15 protein-coding genes and 8 tRNA genes are annotated in these 20,228 nt (G+C 40.9%); 19 read left to right on the top strand and 4 right to left on the bottom strand.

The genetic code is table 11. From position 1 onward, the window contains the following. The first annotated feature begins 1 nt into the window (after position 1). The 6 genes from nudC to H5200_RS12965 all read left to right on the top strand — a co-directional run bounded on the left by nudC (position 2) and on the right by H5200_RS12965 (position 5,390). On the top strand, positions 2 to 925 hold the full coding sequence (gene nudC / locus H5200_RS12990) for an NAD(+) diphosphatase (protein WP_182717972.1): 924 nt from the start codon (positions 2 to 4) through the stop codon (positions 923 to 925). Between the two features lie 45 nt (positions 926 to 970). Beyond that, on the top strand, positions 971 to 2,152 hold the full coding sequence (locus tag H5200_RS12985; RefSeq protein WP_182761643.1) for a cystathionine beta-lyase: 1,182 nt from the start codon (positions 971 to 973) through the stop codon (positions 2,150 to 2,152). A 123-nt stretch (positions 2,153 to 2,275) separates the two neighbouring features. After that, complete coding sequence (locus H5200_RS12980; RefSeq protein WP_182761630.1) at positions 2,276 to 3,094, top strand: ABC transporter permease subunit; 819 nt, start codon at positions 2,276 to 2,278, stop codon at positions 3,092 to 3,094. After that, positions 3,091 to 4,005 carry an ABC transporter ATP-binding protein gene (locus H5200_RS12975; RefSeq protein WP_182761629.1) on the top strand — a complete coding sequence of 305 codons (915 nt, stop codon included), beginning with the start codon at positions 3,091 to 3,093 and terminating at the stop codon, positions 4,003 to 4,005. The genes H5200_RS12980 and H5200_RS12975 overlap by 4 nt, the downstream gene beginning before the upstream one ends. Then, positions 4,005 to 4,379, top strand: coding sequence for a PH domain-containing protein (locus H5200_RS12970; RefSeq protein ID WP_145242310.1), 375 nt, complete (start codon positions 4,005 to 4,007; stop codon positions 4,377 to 4,379). Before H5200_RS12975 ends, H5200_RS12970 begins: the two co-directional genes overlap by 1 nt. 216 nt (positions 4,380 to 4,595) lie before the next feature. Further along, on the top strand, positions 4,596 to 5,390 hold the full coding sequence (locus H5200_RS12965; protein WP_145242308.1) for a putative porin: 795 nt from the start codon (positions 4,596 to 4,598) through the stop codon (positions 5,388 to 5,390). Positions 5,391 to 5,476: 86 nt separating this feature from the next. Here the strand turns inward: H5200_RS12965 and H5200_RS12960 are convergent, their stop codons facing one another. Beyond that, a complete protein-coding gene (locus H5200_RS12960; protein ID WP_182761628.1) occupies positions 5,477 to 7,321 on the bottom strand; it encodes a M2 family metallopeptidase in 1,845 nt (614 codons plus the stop codon). Between the two features lie 180 nt (positions 7,322 to 7,501). On the opposite strand from H5200_RS12960, the gene H5200_RS12955 reads away from it, so the two are divergent. Then, positions 7,502 to 9,778 carry an acyl-CoA dehydrogenase gene (locus H5200_RS12955; RefSeq protein WP_182717976.1) on the top strand — a complete coding sequence of 759 codons (2,277 nt, stop codon included), beginning with the start codon at positions 7,502 to 7,504 and terminating at the stop codon, positions 9,776 to 9,778. Positions 9,779 to 9,846: 68 nt separating this feature from the next. Here H5200_RS12955 and H5200_RS12950 read toward each other — a convergent pair whose 3' ends face one another. Continuing rightward, positions 9,847 to 10,287, bottom strand: a complete 441-nt coding sequence (locus H5200_RS12950) for a hypothetical protein (protein WP_182717977.1) — start codon at positions 10,285 to 10,287, stop codon at positions 9,847 to 9,849. 142 nt (positions 10,288 to 10,429) lie between these two features. Beyond that, entirely contained in the window at positions 10,430 to 11,398 is a 969-nt protein-coding gene (gene cysK / locus H5200_RS12945; protein ID WP_149982968.1) for a cysteine synthase A, read from the bottom strand. 421 nt (positions 11,399 to 11,819) lie between these two features. Here cysK and H5200_RS12940 point away from each other — a divergent pair, with 421 nt between their 5' ends. The 12 genes from H5200_RS12940 (at position 11,820) to H5200_RS12885 (ending at position 17,376) form a co-directional block, all read left to right on the top strand. Then, positions 11,820 to 12,971 carry a dicarboxylate/amino acid:cation symporter gene (locus H5200_RS12940; RefSeq protein WP_145242298.1) on the top strand — a complete coding sequence of 384 codons (1,152 nt, stop codon included), beginning with the start codon at positions 11,820 to 11,822 and terminating at the stop codon, positions 12,969 to 12,971. A 108-nt stretch (positions 12,972 to 13,079) separates the two neighbouring features. Then, positions 13,080 to 13,730, top strand: coding sequence for a UvrY/SirA/GacA family response regulator transcription factor (gene uvrY, locus H5200_RS12935; protein WP_016707677.1), 651 nt, complete (start codon positions 13,080 to 13,082; stop codon positions 13,728 to 13,730). Positions 13,731 to 13,739: 9 nt separating this feature from the next. Further along, entirely contained in the window at positions 13,740 to 15,563 is a 1,824-nt protein-coding gene (gene uvrC, locus H5200_RS12930) for an excinuclease ABC subunit UvrC (RefSeq protein WP_145242296.1), read from the top strand. Between the two features lie 42 nt (positions 15,564 to 15,605). After that, positions 15,606 to 16,151, top strand: a complete 546-nt coding sequence (pgsA, locus tag H5200_RS12925; RefSeq protein WP_145242294.1) for a CDP-diacylglycerol--glycerol-3-phosphate 3-phosphatidyltransferase — start codon at positions 15,606 to 15,608, stop codon at positions 16,149 to 16,151. A gap of 216 nt (positions 16,152 to 16,367) precedes the next feature. Continuing rightward, positions 16,368 to 16,443 (top strand) — tRNA-Gly (locus tag H5200_RS12920). A 26-nt stretch (positions 16,444 to 16,469) separates the two neighbouring features. Continuing rightward, positions 16,470 to 16,543, top strand: a tRNA-Cys gene (locus H5200_RS12915). A gap of 36 nt (positions 16,544 to 16,579) precedes the next feature. Beyond that, positions 16,580 to 16,666, top strand: a tRNA-Leu gene (locus H5200_RS12910). Between the two features lie 66 nt (positions 16,667 to 16,732). Next, positions 16,733 to 16,808: transfer RNA gene (locus H5200_RS12905), tRNA-Gly, on the top strand. Between the two features lie 39 nt (positions 16,809 to 16,847). After that, a tRNA-Leu gene (locus tag H5200_RS12900) sits at positions 16,848 to 16,934 on the top strand. A gap of 150 nt (positions 16,935 to 17,084) precedes the next feature. Beyond that, positions 17,085 to 17,160: transfer RNA gene (locus H5200_RS12895), tRNA-Gly, on the top strand. A gap of 18 nt (positions 17,161 to 17,178) precedes the next feature. Further along, positions 17,179 to 17,252 (top strand) — tRNA-Cys (locus H5200_RS12890). Between the two features lie 37 nt (positions 17,253 to 17,289). Further along, positions 17,290 to 17,376 (top strand) — tRNA-Leu (locus H5200_RS12885). 953 nt (positions 17,377 to 18,329) lie between these two features. Here the strand turns inward: H5200_RS12885 and H5200_RS12880 are convergent. Further along, positions 18,330 to 19,751, bottom strand: a complete 1,422-nt coding sequence (locus H5200_RS12880) for a sodium:alanine symporter family protein (protein WP_182740048.1) — start codon at positions 19,749 to 19,751, stop codon at positions 18,330 to 18,332. Positions 19,752 to 20,228 lie beyond the last annotated feature (477 nt).

Below are 20,228 nucleotides of genomic sequence, written 5' to 3'. Positions count from 1 at the left end.
CATGCTAAATTACAGCCAGATGCCTTTAAACCGCGCATCAAACCTACGTAAAGAGCAACAATGGGTGGCAGCACAAATAAATGAGCAAAGCCGTTGGTTATTGGTGAATAACAATCACACTTTATTTGATATAAATAATATTGCTGTGACTTTTTTAAGCTTTAGTGATGTGAGTCACTTAGCACTAAACGAAGCGATATTTTTAGGTTTAGATGAGCAGCAAACCAGTCATTTCGCACTTGATGTAAGCAAGCTAGACGAAGCCGCCTTAAGCCAGCTGATAGGTGACGCTGAGTTTGTCGATATTCGTCGCTTTGGGGTGCAAGTGGAAATCGCGCAAGGCTCAATGGCTGCACTGGCACGAGGTTTGTGTTACTGGCATGCAACTCATCGTTTTTGTGGACGTTGTGGCAGCGAAAATGAGCTGGTTGAAGCGGGTCATTCACGTTTATGTAGTAATGATGGGTGTAAACACCAAACGTTTCCGCGAACTGATCCGGCCGTGATCATGGTGGTAACGCGTACATTTGCTGATGGTGTTGAACGCTGTTTACTTGGTCGCCAAGCTGTGTGGGCAGCAGGTATGTATTCGTCTTTAGCTGGTTTTGTTGATCCGGGCGAAAGCTTAGAGCAAGCGGTGGCGCGTGAAGTGATGGAAGAAGCGGGCATTGTGGTTGAAAATGTTAAGTATATTGCCTCGCAGCCGTGGCCATTTCCATCATCGATTATGCTGGGCTTTATCGCTGAAGCTGTTACGGAAGATATCCAGGTTGATAAAGACGAACTAGACGATGCGCGGTGGTTTAGCCGTGAAGAGCTTGCTCAATTTGGCAATTGGCACGAAGAGGGGGAGCATTTAAAGCTACCAAGAGCTGATTCTATCTCGCGCTATTTAATCGACTATTGGTGTAATTTGCAAGATTAAGCATAGTGCAGAGTATGTTCTAACGAAATATTTTAAGGATTAATGATGACGACAAAAAGCAATAAAAGTACGCTGTTAGTAAGTACCGGACGTAAAAAAGCATATACTCATGGGGTGGTTAACCCCGTAGTGCAACGTGCATCGACAGTTGTTTTTGATTCAGTGGCAGAGCTTAAAAAAGCGGCAAAAAAACGTGGCGATAAAACACTTTTTTATGGTCGTCGTGGTACTACTACACATTTTGCATTACAAGAGGCGATCACTGAGCTTGAAGGTGGTGAGGGATGTGCGCTTTATCCATGTGGTGCAGCGGCAATTAGCAGCACACTATTGGCTTTTTTGAAAGCGGGCGATCATATCTTAATGGTAGATAATGCCTATGAACCAACGCGTAATTTTTGCGATAAAATTTTAGCTGGCTTTGGCGTTGAGACGACTTATTATCCACCAACAATTGGGGCAGATATTAAAGCGCTGATCAAAGACAACACCAAAGTGCTGTTTTTAGAGTCGCCAGGTTCTATCACCATGGAAATTCAAGATGTACCAGCCATGGTTGCAGTTGCCAATGAGCATGGGGTAATGACCATGCTTGATAACACCTATGGTAATGGCTTGCATTATCGCCCACTTGAACACGGGGTGGATATTAGTATTCAAGCGGCAACTAAATACATTGTGGGTCATTCGGACGTGATGATGGGGGTGGCAGTGGCCAATAAAAAATACTGGCCGACACTTCGAGAAAATTCATATTTACTTGGTCAATGTACGTCGGCTGATGACGCTTATTTAGCGTTAAGAGGCCTGCGCACTATGGCGGTACGTTTAAATCAGCATGAAAAAGCCGCGATCGAAGTCGCTACTTGGTTAGAGCAGCATCCATTGGTTGACCATATTCGTCACCCGGCATTTGCAACGTGTCCGGGTCATGAGTTTTTTAAGCGTGATTTTGATGGTAGTAATGGCTTGTTTTCTTTTGTTATGAAACAAGGTAACCAAAGCGCGATTGATGCTTTTTTAGATAGTTTAGAGCATTTTAAAATGGGCTTCTCGTGGGGCGGCTTCGAGAGTTTAGTGACTGCCAACTTAACTATGAAAGGTTTACGCTCAGCAACTGGTTGGACGCAAGGACCAGTGATCCGCTTACATATAGGCCTTGAAGATGTGGACGATTTGATTGCTGATTTAAGCCAAGCACTCGACATATACCAGCAGAATTTGTAGCTTGCGGATCAATAAGACTACATTATTTGTTACAAAGCTCGTATTAATACGGGCTTTTTTTTGCTAGTAATTCAACACGTTTGCCCTTAGTGTAAGCTGTATATAGATTAATAAGGAATATCTGTGACGCAACTCCACCCTCAGCGATTATTAAAGATTGCCCAGTTTGAACTAGTGAGATTATTTTTAACCAAGCGCGGCTTACTTGCTGTTGCCGCATTTTCGATTTGTTGGTTATTGATTTTACGCTATCCGATAGGTCAAGCGGTCAGCTTAATTAGTTCGCCCCAAATAGCCGATTTAGCACAACAAGTATTTGGTGCTATTGGACTGAGTAAATTACTCGATTGGCCTGAAGCTGAATTAGCAATGTATTGGTTAATTGCATTGTATAGCTTTCCTAGTTTCTGCTTGTTTTTATGTAGCGACCAACTTGTTGGTGATAAACAACGAGGAACACTACGCTTTTTATCTCTTAGAGCTACCCGAAATGAAATGTTATTTGGCCGCTTTTTAGGACAGGTATTTATTTTAGCAGCATTAATACTTGTTACCTTGGTAGCTTCAGTTGCAGTTATGGTCTTTAGAGATCCAGCATTATTAGTCAGTGGCATAAGTCGCAGCTTTGTTTTGTTCTGTTATTTATTAATTGCTGTTTTGCCCTTTATAGCATTAATGACGTTGTTAAATACTTTTGCACGCTCAGCGCGTTTAACTGTGGTGCTTGCCGTATTATTTTTTGCTGGCGGGAATATTGTGGTCAGTATTTTAAGCTGGCAAATACCCGTTTTGGCAATGCTTGATTATGTTTTCCCTGGCGTACAACTTGATCAAATGGCAGGACAAAACGCAGGAATATTTAATAGCATTGGCATTGTGTTAATACAAACTACCGTGATGCTAGCGATTGCTCAGCGTATTTTTGCAAGGAGTTCTCTATGAGCACACTAATACACGCAACAGGTTTAACTAAGCAGTATGGTAATAAATTGGCCCTTGATCAGGTAAGTTTTGAGATACAGCAAGGCGCGCCAGTAGCACTGGTTGGGCCAAATGGTGCAGGCAAAACCACCTTGTTTAGTTTGTTATGCGGTTATATTTTACCAACAAAAGGCACGCTCAATATTATTGGACATAATCCAGGCAGTAGTGAATTGTTTGGCAAGCTCAGTGCGTTACCGCAAGATGCTCAACTTGATCCGCGCTTTAGTATCGCTCACCAACTGGCGTTTTATGGCCAGCTACAAGGGCTGTCAAATAAGCAAAGCCAAGCAGAAGCGATCCGCGTACTTGAGTTAGTCGGACTAGCTGACGTTGCTAAACAGCGTTCTGATGATTTATCACATGGAATGCGTAAACGTGTCACCATAGGTCAAGCGCTGATCGGGAAACCACAAATAGTCATGCTGGATGAAGCAACCGCTGGGCTTGATCCTATTCATGCTCGCGAAGTACGCGAAGTGGTTGCGAATCTTAGCAGTGAGGCTACCTTTATTTTAAGTTCGCATGATTTAACTGAACTAGAACGCTTATGTTCACATGTACTGCACCTTGATAAAGGTAAGCTCACAGAGCATCCAACGCACAGTGATAATAGCGAACTAGAGTCTGGATTTATTACATTGTTATTGAGCGAGCATTACCCGGATGTTGAAGAGAAAATACAAGCTTTAGCAGATGTGTCTAAAGTATATATGAGTCAAGCTAAAGAATATGTTATCGAGTACCAAAAAACGGCGACACCATTTGATATCACCATACTGCAACATTGTTATCAGCAAGGTTGGCGGTATCGCCAATTGGTAAACGGCCATACATTAGAAAATCAAATATTTAAACAGGAGCAAATATAATGGGTTTATTAAGTGGTTTAATGGGTAATGCCAGTGAAATTGATGACAATGATTTAGAAAAAGTATTGGCAAATACACTGATTGAAGGTGAACAAGTTGAAAAGGCCTATAAAGTGGTACGTGACATGTTTATTTTTACTAACAAACGTTTAATTTTGTTGGATAAGCAGGGGGTCACTGGCTCAAAAATAGAGATGATCAGTATTGCTTATTCAAAAATAACTAAGTTTAGTAAAGAAAGTGCAGGTCATTTTGATTTAGATGCTGAATTAAAAATTTGGGTTGGCTCTGATCCAACACCGATCAGCAAAGACTTTAAATCGGGTGATAATATCAATGATGTGTACCGGATAATCAGCCAGTACGCGCTTTGATCATAATTGAGCTTTTAAAACGGTAGCGATTAACATTCCTATTCGCTACCTTTTTTTTACACTTCCTTACATCCACTTACATTTTTATAATAAAATACAAGCACTTAGTTAAGTTTCAATTCAGTTTACTCGCGTTAGGATGTGCCCCGTCTTAACCAACCGGTTAAACGTTAAACCTTGTAGCAATAAAACAATGTAAAATAGGGAAATCTTTTTATGAAAAAATTAGCAGTTATTATTTCGAGTATTCTTCTTTCTAGTGCCGCGACTGCTGCGGATAACTATCAGTCAATCAGCCATTTAGGATATATGGATACCGATGGCAACGACACAGTTAGTGTTGATTCAAAATATTACTTCTCACCAAAAGCAACATTAGGTCCTTACGATCAATTTGAGTATATTAACAAGCAAACCAACGTATATGGTTCATACATTGATAATGACTTTAGCGATGTAACAACTATCGGTGGTGAGTACTTTGTTGAAAATTTTGTGGTAGGTGCTCAATATAGCAACCTTGATGTTGATTCTGTTTCAAGCAAAGACGTATTTAATGTATCAGCAGGTTACTTTTTTAATCCAAATTTATTATTAAAAGCGACATTCATTGACGTTGAAGATGGCGAAAATTCAGTAATATTTGATCTTGCTTATGATCATAAACTTAATAGCACAGATTACATCGGTTTCACTGTAACATCTGATGACGAGTTTGATTACCGCGCTGTGAACGCTAAATACTTCATGGATCTTAAGCAAGGTAACTACCTAACTGTTGAAGGTACTATTTCAGATACTGACGACAGTGGTAGTTCATGGGAATTAGGTTCTAATTACTACTTCACTAAAGCGACATCAGCGTTTGTTACATTTAATAAAAACGATGATTACACTTTTGGTGCTCAACATTTCTTCAACAAAAATGTTGGCTTAAAAGCGGGTTACGGCAATAACTGGGATGATTCTGGTTATGACGCTTACTTTGCAAATGTAAGCTTACAGTTCTAATCAAACTGTAATACTAGTACTGCAATACTAAAAAAGCCCGCTCAATTGAGCGGGCTTTTGCATTTTTGTTATTTAACTAAGTTTACTTACCAACCACATTGTCGGCCTTTATTTTGCTCATCAAGATATTTTTGCAGTGGCGCAAAGTAATCAAGTAGGGCTGTTGCATCCATTTCAGGTTTACCTGTTACGGTGGCTAATGCTTCTTGCCAAGGGCGGCTTGAACCCATTTCTAGCATAGCATTGAGTTTTTCACCTGCTTCTTTAGAGTTGTATACTGAGCAGCGATGAATGGCTTCTTTGTTACCTGCTATTTCACATAAACTACGGTGGAAATCAAACTGTAAAATATGCGCTAAGAAGTAACGTGTATATGGTGTATTACCTGGCACATGATATTTTGCACCTGGATCAAAGTCAGCTTCGCTTCGTGTGATAGGTGCTTTTACACCTTGGTATTTTTCACGTAATTCCCACCATGCCTTATTGTAGTTTTCAGGGGTTACTGCACCTGAAAATACTTGCCAACGCCATTGGTCCACAAGTAAACCAAATGGAATAAACGCTACTTTATCTAGCGCCATTTTCATCAGTAAGCCAATGTCTTTCGATTCATCAGGCACTTGCTCTAATAAACCAATTTCTTTTAAGTAACCAGGTGTTACCGAGAGCGCAATAGTATCGCCGATGGCTTCGTGGAAACCGTCGTTAGCACTTTCTTGATAATAAAGCGGTTGGGTATTGTAAGCGCGTTGATAAAAATTGTGACCTAACTCATGGTGAATAACTGAGAATTCTTCACCAGTACGCTGAATACACATTTTAATGCGTAAGTCGTCTTTACTATCTATATTCCACGCTGAAGCATGGCACTGTACATCACGATCGGCAGGTTTAGTGAATAACGAACGTTGGTAAAAGGTGTCAGGTAAAGGTGCAAATCCCATTGAGGTGAAAAATTTTTCAGCGCCGCGTACCATTTTAAGTTCATCGTAGTTATGCTCGGCTAATAATGCGGTTACATCATAACCAGGATCGGCATTTTCAGGTGCGACTACATCGTAAATGTTGCCCCACGATTGCGCCCACATATTACCTAATAAATGCGCTGGGATAGGTTGGTCTTGAGGTACTTTGTCTTCACCGTATTTTTCACCTAACTTGGCACGAACATGACAATGCAGCGAATCATATAATGGTTTTACTTGCCCCCAAATACGATCAAGTTCTTTGGCAAAATCATCTGCTGGCATATCATACTTACTACGCCACATTGCACCAGTGTCTGCATAACCAAGCTCTTTAGCGCCTTCATTGGTTAATACAACTTGTTGTTCATACAGTGGACGCATTGGTTTTGATACCTGGCGCCAACCTTGCCATAAATCAAGCAGTTCGTTGTAATCACGGCTGGTGGCCATTGTTGCAGTCATATCACCTAGGCTTAAACAGCTGCCATCGTCTTTACAATATTTACCTTTACCATATATACCGCCAAGTTCAGCCACAAGCTGTGATAGTTTTGCTGTTTTTTCTGCATCTTGTGGGGCAGGTAAAGTCAGTGCCAATTTTAATTTGTCGAGTTTACGACGTGCGTCATAATCAAGTTCGAGAGAGTCAAACTGTGCAGCTTCGTTAGCAAGGCGAACCACCGCTTCGGTCATTTTACGATTTACTTCAGCTGATAGGGCTGATGTATCATGCGTTATAAAGTTAGCGTATATCCATTCCGCGCGACTTGATTCTAGATATAAAGCACTGAGCTCTTGCTCTGTCGTATCTAAAAAGGCTTGCGCGTCTTTTGCAGTTACCGGCGCAGGGCTTGCAGCTTGAGTTACTGTGTTAGTGGCTTCTTGGTTACAGCCGCTTAATGCTAATGTGCTGGCAACCATTATTGCGCTCAAACTGAGCTTAAAATGTGGAGTAGTCATGTTAACCCTTATATTTGTTATTTATCGGGTAGGATGATAGCAGCGTCTATGTGTTAGGCAAAGTTTATCAATAACCGACTCTTTAGCTCAGGCAATGCGAGTTTACAGTGGCATTGTATTTATTAAAGGATCGGTCATAATTAAGTCAATCTGTTTTATTAATTAATAAGGATAGTTTCCATGTCAGTGTTTATTTTGTTACTGGTGTTGGTGATAGTTATTTTTGCGGTTAAAGATATCCGCTTAAATCTCGTCAGTCGCCCGACATTTAAAATGTTTAAAAAGGTATTACCGCCGCTTTCGCAAACTGAGCGTGAAGCGATGGAAGCGGGCGACGTGTGGTGGGATGGAGAACTATTTAGTGGCAATCCTGATTGGCAACTACTTCACAGCTACCCAAAGCCAGAGTTGAGCGAAAAAGAGCGAATATTTTTAGACAATGAAGTGGACACACTGTTGGCAATGCTTGATGACTATCATATTGTGCAAAAAGATAAAGACTTGCCAAAAGAAGTATGGGATTACCTAAAGACCCAAGGTTTCTTTGCGCTGATCATTCCCGAGAAATTTGGCGGACGCCAGTTTTCAGCAATTGCAAACTCAACCATCGTAGCTAAAATCGCCACTAAAAGCTTAACAGCTGCAGTCACCGTGATGGTGCCCAACAGTTTAGGCCCTGGTGAATTACTATTACATTATGGTACAAAAGAGCAGCAAGAGCGCTGGTTACCTTCACTTGCGAAAGGGGATGATGTGCCGTGTTTTGCTCTAACAGGCCCTGAAGCAGGCTCTGATGCTGGCAGTATTCCTGACTCTGGCGTAGTGTGTAAGGGTGAGTTTGAAGGCCAAGAAGTTGTAGGCTTACGATTAAATTGGTCAAAACGCTACATTACGCTTGCACCCGTAGCAACGGTTCTTGGACTTGCTTTTAAAATGTATGATCCCGATGGATTACTTGGTAAACATAAAGAGCTAGGTATAACCTGTGCGCTGATCCCAACAGATCACCCTGGTGTGGAAACGGGTGAGCGCCATTATCCATTGAATATGGCGTTTATGAATGGCACAACCTACGGTAAAGATGTATTTATTCCTCTTGATTGGATCATTGGCGGTCAAAAAGGGGCTGGACGAGGTTGGCGGATGTTGGTTGAGTGCTTAAGTGCCGGGCGCGGTATTTCATTACCAGCATTGAGCAGTGCAACAGGGCATTTATGTGCCCGTATGACATCGGCCTATGCAATGGTACGTCAACAATTTGGTGTTTCTATCGGGCAGTTTGAAGGCGTGCAAGAGGCGCTGGCTCGCATTGGTGGACTAACCTATAGTCTTGAATCATGCCGCTTAATGACTGCCGGAGCCATTGATTTAAAATTAAGCCCATCAGTGGTGACTGCGATTGCCAAATATCATATGACAGAGATGGGCCGTACGGTAATGAATGATGCTATGGACATTCATTCGGGTAAGGGGATCCAAGTGGGGCCAAATAACTATTTAGCGCACGGTTATATGGGCATTCCAGTATCAATTACTGTTGAAGGGGCGAATATTTTAACCCGTAATCTGATGATCTTCGGTCAAGGTGCAACTCGTTGCCACCCATTTGTACTCAAAGAAATGGAAGCCGCAGCAATGGAAGATGACGATCTTGCGTTAAAAGAATTTGATTCATTATTACTGCAGCATATTTTATTTGCCGCTACTAATGCGAGTATGGCTTTTATACATGGATTAACGCGAAGCTATTTTGCAAAATCGCCCGTTTGCGGTGAGACTGCTTCATATTATAAGCAGTTAGGGCGTATGAGCCGAGGACTTGCCTTTAGCACTGATGTGGCAATGTTAGTACTTGGTGGTGAGCTTAAACGTAAAGAGATGATTTCAGCGCGTTTAGGGGATGTCTTAAGCCACTTATACTTAGCATCTTGTGTATTAAAACGTTTTGAAGACGAGGGGCGTCAACAAGCTGATCTTCCGTTCGTAAAATATGCGGTTGAATTGTCACTGTTTGAAATTGGCCAAGCATTTGACGGTTTTTTCAAAAACTTTTCAAACCCAGTTATTAACTTCATTTTAAAACGTATTGTATTTCCGCTTGGTAATCATTATCAGCGCCCAAGTGATGAACTTGCACAAACAATTTGTGAGCATATGACCCAACCTGGGGTATTTAGAAACCGCTTAACTCATTTATGTTATGTGGATGATAAAGCGGGTACTGGTGTGATGGAGAATGCGTTTATGGCGATGCATGATACCAGCTCCGCCTTCAAACGATTGAAGAAATGGCAACGTGACGGCACACTTAACCGTAATGCTGATATAGCAACTGCAATCGACAGTGCGCTTGAAAAACAGTTAATAACTGATGAGCAAGGCGAAAAGCTACATGCTGCAAATAACCTACGCAAACAGGCTATTGCGGTAGATAATTATCAGCCAGGTGAACTGTAATAGCGAAAACTAACAAGCCTTGCTGCGAGCAAGGCTTGTTAAGCTATTTAAATATTTAATATAAAGCGTTAGCGTGCAAAAGGATCGGCATTGATTTTATCAACATACCAATTGCCTTTTTTACGCACCATTTTTACGCTGCGCATATCATCAACTTTATTACCATTGAAGTGGCCTGTGAAAATAAGGTTGATATTGGCTGTATCGCCATACTGTTCTCTTAAACTCATATTAGTCATATCAACTTCAATTACTACATCATCGTATTGCATGTTGACTAAATTGCGGGCAAATTGTTTTGAGGTGCCATAAGAGTTCATGATCCGCGCCATTTTAGGTGTGGCCATGGTAGTGGCTTTGCTCAGATCCTGTTCGTTATAAAGTGTATCAAAAAATAGTGCTGCGCTATTTCCTGGGGTATTTTTTTCACCTTTTGGTGAATCTTCATTTCCACAGCCGCTTAACAGCAGTAAAAATGTAGCAGTGCAAAGAGTTATAAATGATTTCATTAGATAAATAGATTTATTAGTGATGATTTAGTGTGTGACGAAATACGACAGATGTAAAGTTTACGGTAAGAATTAGTGATGTGAATGCAATAAATAATAAAAAAGGATGCAGTTTGCATCCTTTTTCAAAAGCTATTTAAACTTATTGAACCAGCTCTTGCTCTGAAAACTCTTCAGCAAAAAGTGGGCTTGATAAATAACGTTCAGTTGCACTAGGTAAAATTACTACGACATTTTTACCTGCATTTTCAGGTAACTCAGCAATGCGTTTTGCCGCAACAACCGCAGCGCCAGATGAAATACCAACTAATATACCTTCTTTTTTCATCAGCTCATGAGCCATTGCTATACATTCTTCATTAGACACTTGCTCTACACCATCGATCATTGATAGATCTAAATTACCAGGAATAAAGCCTGCGCCAATACCTTGAATTTTATGTGGCCCAGGTTTAATTTCTTCACCCGCGAGTGTTTGGCTGATCACTGGCGAATTAGTTGGTTCAACAGCGATTGATTTTACATTAAGGCCTTTTTCAAGTTTCAAATAACGGCTGACACCAGTAATTGTACCTCCAGTACCCACACCAGCCACAAAGAAATCAACTTTACCATCTAATGCATTAAAGATTTCTGGGCCTGTTGTTTCAAAGTGAATTTTAGGGTTTGCAGGGTTTTCGAATTGTTGCAATAAAATAAACTTTTCAGGGGCTGATGCTTGAATTTCCTTTGCCTTAGCGATCGCACCGTTCATACCTTTAGCGCCATCTGTAAGTACAAGGTTTGCACCAAGTGCTTTTAATAGTTTACGACGTTCTAAGCTCATAGTGTTTGGCATCGTAAGCGTTAACTTGTAACCACGAGAGGCTGCAACAAATGCCAGTGCAATACCTGTGTTACCTGAAGTAGGCTCGATGAGCTCTTTGTCTTTGGTAAGTTGACCTGATTTTTCAGCCTCCCAAATCATCGATGCACCAATGCGGCATTTAATACTAAAGCTTGGGTTACGCGACTCAACTTTAGCGTATACATTCCCACCTGTAACACGATTAAGTTTTACCAACGGTGTGTTACCGATGCTTAGTGAGTTATCTTCAAAAAAAGTAGACATAATGTTCCCTTAGGTGCAATTTATTCAATCGTGACCGATTTTTATGTAATCGATCTGTAATAGTGACACTTTACTGCTGAATTAAAAAAACTAAAGTAAAGTTTGGCTATAAGATATATCTATTCGGCTTATAACTGAATGAAATAAAAACAGCGACTGCTTGTAAGTATAGTTATTAAGACCAAAATACTATCAGTTATGCTGACATAGGATTATTAGGGATACAAATACTGACCAAAATTTATATGCGCTAGATCATAATGAATTGCCTAGTTGATATTATAATGAACAAATTAGACGGGCGTTTAACGCTAAAAGTGATTGTATTTTGTGCAAACAGGCTGTTGTTGAGCGGTTTTATGATACATATAATTAAAAACATGCTAAAACCTCACCCATCAAAATTTATGAAGTGATGACAATGACGTTAATCTTAAAATTAATTGCCGGTATATTGGCCGGTATTTTAGTGGGCTTATATGTTCCACTAACAGGTGTTGAACTCCTTTACACGGTAAAAGAAATAATTGGTCAGCTGATCACTTTTACTATTCCACTAATTATTTTATTTTTTATAGCATCAGGAATTGCAGGTTTACCAAAAGGTTCAGGCCATTTGTTAGGTAAAACCGTTGGTTTCGCCTACGGTTCGACCATTATTGCAGGCACATTAGCTGTGATGGTTGTTAGTGCAATTATTCCGTTATTTGATGGCGGTTTAACCTTTGAAGCTGAAATAGCAACCGAAGTGGCAAGTTTTATTGATTTAGAGATCCCACCATTGATGGGTGTTATGACCGCGCTTGCCACAGCGTTTGTGTTTGGCATCGGTATGAGCCAATTAGAGCTAGAGACCTTGAAAAAAGTATCGGATCAGGGCCGCGATGTGATTGATGGTTTGCTAGCAAAAGTTATTATTCCAGCATTACCGTTTTATATTGCAGGTGTGTTTGCTGAGATGACAGTTGCAGGCACTGTTGTTGATACCTTACAAACGTTTGGTGTGGTGTTGATTGCTGCATTAATAATGCATTGGGTATGGTTAAGTATTCTTTATATCGGTACGGGTATTTTATTAAAACGCAACCCAATTGAATTAATTAAAAATATGCTCCCAGCTTACTTTACAGCCTTAGGCACTATGTCAAGCGCTGCGACTATTCCAGTGTCTTTACGCTCAAGCAAAGCAAATAATGTAAAAGAAGATGTTGCTAACTTTACTGTACCTTTGTGTGCGACTATTCATCTATCTGGCTCAACGATCACTATCGTAACTTGCGCGATGGCGGTGATGTTTTTATCACCAAATATGGATGTACCATCATTATTTGGGATGTTGCCGTTTATTATGATGCTAGGTGTGGTAATGATTGCCGCGCCGGGTGCTCCGGGCGGGGCAGTCATGTCTGCGCTGGGTTTATTAACCAGCATGCTCGGTTTCAATGAAGGTGCTGTGGCACTCATGATAGCGCTTTATCTGGCTCAGGATAGTTTTGGCACAGCCTGTAATGTTACCGGTGATGGGGTAATTGCCTTGTGGGTTGACCGCTTCAGTGAAAAAACGCCATCTTAAATTAGTTATCTGAAACGATAATTGGGTTATCGTTTCAGATTTTCTGTGTTAGTGTGACGAATTAAATTGTCATACTGACATGCTGTTAGGTTATATGAGGGTGTCCCATTGATTAATGTACTTTTAGTTGATGACCATGAACTCGTACGAACGGGTATCAAACGTATTTTAGATGATGTTCGTGGGTTTAAAGTAATTGGTGAAGCTAAAACAGGTGAAGAAGCGGTACAGTTTTGCCGTCAGCATTCTCCTGATATTGTGCTAATGGACATGAATATGCCAGGTATTGGCGGATTAGAAGCGACCAAGAAAATTTGTCGCTATTGCCCTGATGTGAAAATTATTGTGTTAACTGTACATTGTGAAGACCCATTCCCAAGTAAAGTGATGCAAATTGGCGCTCATGGTTACTTAACCAAAGGGGCGGGCTCTGATGAAATGGTCAATGCAATTCGCGCAGTAAATGCAGGACAACGCTATATTGCACCAGAAATAGCTCAACAAATTGCCCTTGCGCAAGTGACGGGTCGTACTGATGAAAGTCCATTTCAGAGTTTATCTGAACGTGAATTACAGATCATGTTAATGATCACTAAAGGTGAAAAGGTGCAAGACATTGCCGAACGCCTTAATTTAAGTTCTAAAACAGTGAACAGTTATCGCTATAGAATGTTTGAAAAGCTGAATGTGGGTGGTGATGTTGAACTAACTCATTTGGCTATTCGTCATAAGATGATCGACATCGACAGCGCCCACTAGTGTTGCCCCATGGCAGAATTTGATCACGCCCATTTCTTAAAAACACTATCAAGCGAACCCGGCGTTTATCGGATGCTTGATAGTGATGATAAAGTTATTTATGTTGGTAAAGCTAAAAACCTTAAAAAACGTGTTAGTAGCTATTTTCGTAGCAATGTCACGGATGGCAAGACTCGCGCTTTAGTCAGTAACATTAGTGATATTGACATCACTTTAACCAATACTGAAACCGAAGCCTTACTGCTTGAAAATAACTTAATAAAAAAATATCAGCCACGTTACAATATTTTACTGCGTGATGATAAATCCTATCCGTATATTTTATTAACTGCTCACAAACATCCAAGACTTGCATTTCATCGCGGTAGCCGCAAAGTGAAAGGCGAGTATTTTGGGCCATTTCCAAGCGCTGGCGCTGTCTCTGAAAGTTTGCGGTTAATGCAGAAAATATTTCCTGTTCGTCAATGTGAAGATGCGTATTATCGCGTTCGCAGTCGACCTTGTTTGCAATTTCAGCTAAAACGTTGTTCTGCACCTTGCGTGAATGAAGTGAGTGACGATGAATACAATCAGCAAGTTGATTTTGTACGTAAATTTTTGACTGGCAAATCTCATGAAGTCATCGCAGCGTTGATCTCTAAAATGGAAGCTGCGAGCCACGCTTTGCAATTTGAATTGGCAGCTAAAGTACGCGATCAAATAATGCTACTGCGTAAAATGCAAGAGCAACAATCAATATCAGGTAATTATGCCGAAATGGATGTTGTGGGTTTTGCTCATTTAAATGGCCTTAATGGCATTCATTTGTTGATGATCCGCGATCATAAAGTACTCGGTAGCAAAACGTACTTTCCAAAAGTACCGAAAGATTCACAGCCACAAGAAATACTGGCTTCATTTCTTGGGCAATATTATTTAGCGCCAGGTGCAACAGGGCGAATTGCTAAAGAAGTTATTTTGCCATTTGCACTTGATGAAGTTGATGTACTCAGTGAAGCATTAAGCCAAGTGAGTGAACGCAAAGTAACTTTAAAAACAGTTACACGCGGTGAGCGTGCGCAATACTTACAGCTCGCTAATAAGAATGCGCTTAATAGTATTACCGTGAAGCAAAGCACTCAGGATTCGATTAATAAGCGTTACGCACAACTTAAAGCGACGTTAGGGCTTGATGATATTAATCGTATGGAATGTTTTGATATCAGCCATACAATGGGAGAAAACACAGTTGCCAGTTGTGTGGTGTTTGATTCGCAAGGACCGAATAATAAAGAATATCGACGCTTTAATGTCACAGGGATCACTGGAGGTGATGATTATGCTGCAATGGAGTTTGCGTTAAACAAGCGTTACAACAAGTTGGTTGACGAAGATAAAATTCCTGATGTGATTTTTATCGACGGTGGTAAAGGACAACTTTCTCGTGCCGAGCAGTACTTTGCTAATTGGCCACATGCAAAAATGCCGCTGTTAGTCGGTGTGGCAAAAGGCACCAGTCGTAGGCCAGGCCTTGAAACACTATTAATTGATGGTGGCCGGAAAACAATCCCAATGGATTCAGACGCACCAGCGCTACATTTGATCCAACATATTCGCGATGAATCACATCGCTTTGCTATTGCAGGGCACCGTAACAAGCGGCAAAAACAACGCACTCAATCACTATTAGAAGAGATAGGTGGTATCGGCTCGGTACGACGCCAAACATTATTAAAATTTTTAGGGGGCATGCAGGGAGTAAAAGCTGCTAATATAGATCAATTAAAGCAAGTACCCGGGATCAGCTCTGACATGGCTGAGAAGATATTTAACCATTTGCATGACAAGGGCTAGCCCTTCGTGCGAATATAGAAAAAAAGACATCCCCAAGTAGTTATGTGGAATATTCCAAACACACTCACAACATTTAGACTTTTTCTTATCCCCATTTTTTTGGTGGTATTTTATCTGCCTTATTCATGGGCTTTCTTTGCTGCAGCTTTTATTTTCTGGCTTGCATCGATCACTGATATTCTTGATGGCTATCTAGCGCGCAAGCTTGAGCAGTCTACGCCATTTGGTGCATTCTTAGATCCTGTTGCTGACAAAGTGATGGTGTGTACAGCATTGGTTGCTTTAGCTAGTTATTATCAATCAATGTATATGACTATTCCTGCTTTAATCATAATAAGCAGAGAAATTGTTATCTCAGCACTTCGAGAATGGATGGCAGAGCAAGGCAAGCGTGGTAATGTAGCTGTATCAAATATGGGTAAGTTTAAAACTGCTGCGCAAATGTTAGCTATTATTGGACTCATTTGGCAATACGATAGTTGGATGATGTACTTAAGTTATGGCTTACTTTACATTGCGACCTTCTTAACGGTTACTTCTATGCTGCAATATTTGATAGCAGCGTGGTCTGAATTGACTAAAAATTGACTCTAAACGTATAATAACGCACCGTTTTAGATAAAAAATAATCAAACAGTTCAAAACTAGCATTTTTTGTATTGACGCGTTTAATAATCTCTGTAGAATGCGTCCGTGTTGAGAGGGCATAGCCCCCTAGATAAACAAAGTGACACTGGTTAAGTTGCTAGAATGTTTTACCGCGACAAGGTTGCGATGAAACATATTAATACTTACATGCGTTATGCGGCACTAGCTCAGTTGGTAGAGCGCGACCTTGCCAAGGTCGAGGTCACGAGTTCGAGCCTCGTGTGCCGCTCCAGTTTATCAAAGGTTACCCAGTATTGAGGCGGAATGGCAGAGTGGCCATGCACCGGATTGCAAATCCGTTTACCCCGGTTCGACTCCGGGTTCCGCCTCCAATCAACACTCCACACGCTTTAATTAGCAAACTCGATGCCCGAGTGGTGGAATTGGTAGACACAAGGGATTTAAAATCCCTCGACTAACAAGTCGTGCCGGTTCAAGTCCGGCCTCGGGCACCACTTTGTGGTTTAGTTGCATATACCAAATGTAACTTTTAAAAATGTAGTAATTAGAATTAATATGATGCGGCACTAGCTCAGTTGGTAGAGCGCGACCTTGCCAAGGTCGAGGTCACGAGTTCGAGCCTCGTGTGCCGCTCCATATTAGTTTTATCCACTTGCTTTAAATAGCAAACTCGATGCCCGAGTGGTGGAATTGGTAGACACAAGGGATTTAAAATCCCTCGACTAACAAGTCGTGCCGGTTCAAGTCCGGCCTCGGGCACCACTTTAAATTACTCAACCAAGGTAATTTAAGGGCGATAAAAAATATTTCTTACAAAGAATTATATCTAATTATACGGCACTAGCTCAGTTGCCAGAACGTTTACCGCGACATAGTCGCGCACCAACGTACAAATTACTGACAAAGTTTTATGCGGCACTAGCTCAGTTGGTAGAGCGCGACCTTGCCAAGGTCGAGGTCACGAGTTCGAGCCTCGTGTGCCGCTCCAAATTATTTGTTACATTTAGGCGGAATGGCAGAGTGGCCATGCACCGGATTGCAAATCCGTTTACCCCGGTTCGACTCCGGGTTCCGCCTCCAAATAATTACTCCACACGCTTTAATTAGCAAACTCGATGCCCGAGTGGTGGAATTGGTAGACACAAGGGATTTAAAATCCCTCGACTAACAAGTCGTGCCGGTTCAAGTCCGGCCTCGGGCACCACTTTATATTCACTATTACTTAATTTATACCTACAGCGTAAAAAAACACACCCAAAATTGCTTATCTATCTATTAAATTAAACTTTCACCTTATAGCTTTTGTATGCGTTTAACTTTTATCCATAGCGCGTACGGACAATCTTAATACCAAAATATACGCAAATCACTTTGTTGATTGATGCCAGAGAAATTAGCTTAACTAACACTAATACCAATCTGCATAAAGATTAAGTAAATTTGATCCAATCTCTAGAGCATATAATTTTAACCGTATCAGGGACGGAGATGAATTTATTCCACGCTTGCGAAACCTGTTCGACTATTTCTTCATAACCACTAAATACACGATTAGATAGACAGTGTTGTCGTATCCAACTCAATTGTTAAGGTAGTTTGAAATCCATTTTTGACACTGCAGCGTGCTGTATTTGGCCGCTTAGCAATATTCGTTCTGTTTCCCCCCTCAAAGAATAATGAAACAGCAAGCAGGCGTATGCGTTTTCTTGCATTAGGCTCTTTACGTGATAAAACTAAAAGTTGTTTGGATTCTTTTAAGTTCAATTCAGTAAAAGTAGATAAGTATCTGTGCGCTAATTAGATCACATAATTTGGCAGATTGGTATAAAAAGCAGCAGGCTTTACTTTTGTGGTGACGCTTGATAAATGGCCAATGCTGAGAACAGTAAAGCGTCACTATGCCAATTGCAGCCGCATGCATACCCAATAGATTCAGAGCAACACTCCTGTGTGGCGCTTCGCTGAAGCATTGTTGAAGCATTGTTGAAGCATTGTTGAAGCTGTAGCCAGATTTATAAAGCACTCAATAAGGGCCGCGCTTTAGCGATGAATATATTAGACGCTTGTGATAGCAAATCTGAATAACTACTAAGGCATTATTATTTTGATCAAAAAAGGGAGCACATAGACTCCCTCTTTGATTGTAAATAAGCTTATTTACTTTTTATGCCAAATCCCTTTCGGGATGGTTTGATCAAGCTGAGTATTTTTGGTTGGATCAAATGTTGGTAATTTGCCAGCTTTGCGCTGTGTGGTGTAGTCGTTCGCAAGCCAGATCACCACGCCTGATAACATAAACAGTGCAATAACATTCACGATTGCCATGAGGCCCATCGAAATATCAGCTAAGGTCCAGATCAACCCCAGTTCACTCACAGAGCCAAACATCACCATACCTAATACTATAAGTCTAAAGATCAACATACCATGCTCATGATTATGCTCTAAGAATAATAGATTAGTTTCTGCGTATGAATAGTTAGCAACAATTGAGGTAAAAGCAAAGAATAATATAGCAATCGCAACAAAGATTGTGCCCCAGCTTCCAACATGTTCTTCAAGAGCAGCCTGAGTTAATGCAATACCAGTTACACCTGAGTCAGCTACTAATTGATCAGAGAGCAAAATCAGCGCGGCTGTTGCACTACATATAACAACCGTATCAATAAATACACCAAGCATTTGCACATAACCTTGTGAGGCAGGGTGGGGCGGATTTGGCGTCGCAGTCGCTGCCGCATTTGCTGCGCTACCCATACCTGCTTCATTTGAGAATAAGCCGCGCTTTATTCCTTGGATCATTGCTTGCATAACGCCATAACCAATCGCACCGGCACCCGCTTGCTCAATTCCAAATGCACTATTAATAATACGCATAAATACAGTCGGTAATTGCTCTGCATTAATAGCGCACACATATAAAGCTACAAGTAAGTAAGCTAATGCCATAAATGGTACAACCAACTCTGCAAAGCGAGAAATAGTTTTCAGGCCACCAAATATAATAATGCCAGAGCCAACGACTAGTACTAAACCAACAACATAGTTTGGAATGTCAAAAGCGACTTTAAATGCAGCGGCTATAGAGTTAGATTGCACTGCATTGAATACTAGGCCAAATGCCAATATCAAACAGAGTGAGAAAATCACCCCCATCCAACGTTTGCCCAAACCATATTCCATATAATAAGCAGGGCCTCCTCTGAAGTTACCATGTTCATCACGAATCTTATAAGCTTGAGCCAAAGTACTTTCTGCAAAACTCGTTGCCATACCTATTAAGGCAATTAGCCACATCCAGAAAATAGCCCCAGCACCACCTAAATACAGTGCAACAGCAACACCAGCCATATTTCCGGTACCAACACGTGCGGCTAAGGAAGTACAAAAAGCTTGGAAAGATGAAATACCGTTTTTATCACACTGACGAGAATTGAACATGACTTTAATCATGTGGGGGAATTGAACAAATTGAATGAACTTGAGTTTAATAGTAAAAAAGAGTCCTGCCGCTATTAATAGGTAGACGAGAATATGACCCCAAAGCAGCCCACTAATACTATTTATTATATCTATCATGTTATATGCCTAATGAACGAGTTTAAAAAACAGCGGGCAACTTACCATAAGCAAAGCAGATAGTTTAGTGAAACGATGAAAAAAACGAGGTTATCCACAGGCTTCTGTGGGTAAGGTGTCAGTTTCTTTTGGGTATCTTGAGGGTATAAAATAAATGCGAATTTAATGATAAAAACGCTTGCGTAAAATTCGCCGCGCCCTATAATGCGACCCCACTGAGACGGCAGACAGCAACGCTTAAGCTGCAAGAGTTAATCAGTTAGTCGAGTAAAACTTGAGTTTAGATTTTTAATAAAGTTTAAAATTAAGTGTTGACAAGAAAATAGGAAAGCGTAATATGCGCAGCCCTAGTGAGATAAAGTTTAACTTTAACCGCAACGTTCTTTAACAATATAAAGCAATCATCTGTGTGGGCACTCGTACAGATTGAGTTCTAACAGCCGAGCTTAACTTTCTTTTAGATAGCTAAGCAAGGCA

Source organism: Pseudoalteromonas sp. SG43-7 (genome assembly GCF_014164295.1).
Classification (GTDB): domain Bacteria; phylum Pseudomonadota; class Gammaproteobacteria; order Enterobacterales; family Alteromonadaceae; genus Pseudoalteromonas; species Pseudoalteromonas rhizosphaerae.
Note: the sequence above shows the minus strand (reverse complement) of the source record. Positions and strands in the feature narration are given on the sequence as shown.

What these genes read in the sequence shown, in the direction of transcription:
- nudC (WP_182717972.1), top strand. Translation starts at nt 2, where the DNA reads ATGCTAAATTACAGCCAGATGCCTTTAAACCGCGCATCAAACCTACGT.
- H5200_RS12985 (WP_182761643.1), top strand. Translation starts at nt 971, where the DNA reads ATGACGACAAAAAGCAATAAAAGTACGCTGTTAGTAAGTACCGGACGT.
- H5200_RS12975 (WP_182761629.1), top strand. Translation starts at nt 3,091, where the DNA reads ATGAGCACACTAATACACGCAACAGGTTTAACTAAGCAGTATGGTAAT.
- H5200_RS12970 (WP_145242310.1), top strand. Translation starts at nt 4,005, where the DNA reads ATGGGTTTATTAAGTGGTTTAATGGGTAATGCCAGTGAAATTGATGAC.
- H5200_RS12965 (WP_145242308.1), top strand. Translation starts at nt 4,596, where the DNA reads ATGAAAAAATTAGCAGTTATTATTTCGAGTATTCTTCTTTCTAGTGCC.
- H5200_RS12960 (WP_182761628.1), bottom strand. Translation starts at nt 7,321, where the DNA reads ATGACTACTCCACATTTTAAGCTCAGTTTGAGCGCAATAATGGTTGCC.
- H5200_RS12955 (WP_182717976.1), top strand. Translation starts at nt 7,502, where the DNA reads ATGTCAGTGTTTATTTTGTTACTGGTGTTGGTGATAGTTATTTTTGCG.
- H5200_RS12950 (WP_182717977.1), bottom strand. Translation starts at nt 10,287, where the DNA reads ATGAAATCATTTATAACTCTTTGCACTGCTACATTTTTACTGCTGTTA.
- cysK (WP_149982968.1), bottom strand. Translation starts at nt 11,398, where the DNA reads ATGTCTACTTTTTTTGAAGATAACTCACTAAGCATCGGTAACACACCG.
- H5200_RS12940 (WP_145242298.1), top strand. Translation starts at nt 11,820, where the DNA reads ATGACGTTAATCTTAAAATTAATTGCCGGTATATTGGCCGGTATTTTA.
- uvrC (WP_145242296.1), top strand. Translation starts at nt 13,740, where the DNA reads ATGGCAGAATTTGATCACGCCCATTTCTTAAAAACACTATCAAGCGAA.
- pgsA (WP_145242294.1), top strand. Translation starts at nt 15,606, where the DNA reads ATGTGGAATATTCCAAACACACTCACAACATTTAGACTTTTTCTTATC.
- H5200_RS12880 (WP_182740048.1), bottom strand. Translation starts at nt 19,751, where the DNA reads ATGATAGATATAATAAATAGTATTAGTGGGCTGCTTTGGGGTCATATT.